A 2,073-nucleotide genomic window follows, 5' to 3' on the forward strand; every position below is an offset into this window, starting at 1 on the left:
CGCGTGAACCGTGCCCTGCCATTCGTGTTCCTTCTTGCGTTGAGTGCCCCTGCTCTCAGTCAGACCGTCGACAGTCAGGGTGCGAAGCAATTGTCCGACGACTTGTCCCGCTATGTCGGCAAGCAGGCGATCGACAAAGGCATTTTGAAGGTTTCGCTGGAAGGTGGTGCTTACAAGATCCTGTTCGATTTCAAGGCACTTGCCGCATCATTTCCGGACCAGAAACTGCTGAAGTTCGACTTCGCGCCCTATGCCCTGATGGTCAAGCCGCGCAGCGACGGATCCTGGGATGTCTCGATGGATTTCTCCCAGAGCGCCTCCTTCGAGTTCAACGGACCCGAAGGCCTGCAAAGCACTCAGTTTTCGATCAAGGACGGCAAGGGCTCGGGCGTCTACGATCCAAATCTGGCGGCCTTCACCAGCGGCACCAGTTCGATGGCCGGCATGACGATGGCGTCGAAGGATGCCAAGCAGCACATGGAGGCCAGCGCCGGCGCTGGCATCGCGACCGTTGCCGCGACCAAGTCGGCGACCGGGGGCGTCGATTTCACAACCTCGCAGAAGGTGTCGAGTTTTGTCGAAGCGATCAATTTCGATGACCCCGAGAGCGGGCTGAAATTCCCGGTCACCGTCAGGTCGCCGGAATTGTCGGTCGAAGCCAGCGGCAAGGGCGTGCAGACCAAGCCATTGCTCGATCTCCTGGCATTTGCTGTGGCCAACGAGGACGAGGCGACGCTGAAGGCCAACCAGGCGCAGCTCAAATCGCTTTTGTTCGCCGCCTTACCGCTTTGGCAGCGTATCGACGGGACCTATGGTTTCAAGGATTTCGCGGTGGAAAGCCCGGTCGGCAATTTCGGCGCCACCCAGCTCAGCACCGTGTTCGGCTCCGACGGCGTCGCCCAAAACGGCACGATCACCTACGGCATCAAGGCATCGGGACTGACCGTGCCGACCCAGCTTCTCCCGAGCTGGAGCGTGGGGTTGTTGCCCACCGATGTCGATTTGAACTTTGGCGGCGCCAATATCGATCTCGACAGCATGGCGAAGAAGGCGATCGAAGCCTTTGATCTCAATAAGAATCCGCCGCTGTCTGCCGAATTCGGCGAGCAGCTTAAGGCCGACTTCATGGCCAAGACGCCGAAGGTCGTGCTTGGCCACAGCACCGTGAAGAACAAGGATACGGAGATCGCCCTGGAAGGCGAGATGACATTCCCGGGCGAAAAGCCCGAAGGTAGCGTGACCGTCGATGTCGCCGGCTTCGACAAGCTTGTCGAAGGCCTGCAGGAAGCGGCAAAGTCGGAACCGGAGGTGGCCCAATACGTGCCAGTCGCTCTCATGGCGAAGGGCTTTGGCAAGACGCTGTCCGATGGACGGCTGGAATGGATCGTCAACGCCAAGGCCGACGGTTCGGTCACCGTCAATGGCGTCATGCTGAAGCCTGCCGATCCGGCCGTGGACGACAGCGTGGACGATGGTGACGGCGACGATGACAGCGGGGACGACAGCGGCGGCGCAGGTGCGAAACTGAACCCTTGAAGGCTGGAGTTTAGAGCCCCAGCGCGCTTGCGATCTTCGGCGCGGCTTCGTGCCAGTCCTGGACGACGACCACATCGTCCGTCACCGGGGGCAGGAATGCGCGCAGTGAATTGTCGGCCATCAGGTGGAACAGTTCGGCGTCGGCGACCGATTCCCGCACCGACGCCAGATTGTGCGGCTGATCGTCGACGAAGACCACCGGTCGGCCGGCCTTGCCGCGAAGCTTGGCCACTGCCGGTCCTTTGGCCATTTCAGTGGTCAGAAGCGGGTAGCTCAGTCCAAGCGCGTCGAGATGGACACGACGCACGGCACGGTGTTTGTGCGGCATGGCCGTCAGCAAGATGATTTCCGCGCGGTCGCCAAGCCCTGCCAGGGCCTCTGCCGCGCCGTCCGTAATGTTTTGCCAATCGGCTTGCGTGTCAAAGAAATCGCCCAGCAGTGCCGTGACTTCGGGCTGTTCGATCAGGCGGCCGCTGGCCGTCTCTGCGATGTTGCCGGTCAGCCGGAACGAGGCCAGCGTCAGGCCATAGCCACGCG

2 protein-coding genes are annotated in these 2,073 nt (G+C 61.3%); one reads left to right on the top strand and one right to left on the bottom strand.

Going from position 1 to position 2,073, the window contains the following annotated elements:
• Positions 1 to 3 precede the first annotated feature (3 nt).
• Entirely contained in the window at positions 4 to 1,536 is a 1,533-nt protein-coding gene (locus ENZ74_RS30290) for a hypothetical protein (protein WP_063167893.1), read from the top strand.
• A 10-nt stretch (positions 1,537 to 1,546) separates the two neighbouring features.
• On the opposite strand, the gene ENZ74_RS30295 is transcribed toward ENZ74_RS30290, so the two are convergent.
• Positions 1,547 to 2,073, bottom strand: a 527-nt coding sequence (locus tag ENZ74_RS30295; RefSeq protein ID WP_127313233.1) for a hypothetical protein, incomplete at its 5' end; no start/stop codon positions are given.

Origin of the sequence: Mesorhizobium sp. M7A.F.Ca.CA.002.15.2.1, from assembly GCF_003998715.1 — a bacterium.
In the GTDB taxonomy this organism is placed as follows: domain Bacteria; phylum Pseudomonadota; class Alphaproteobacteria; order Rhizobiales; family Rhizobiaceae; genus Mesorhizobium; species Mesorhizobium ciceri.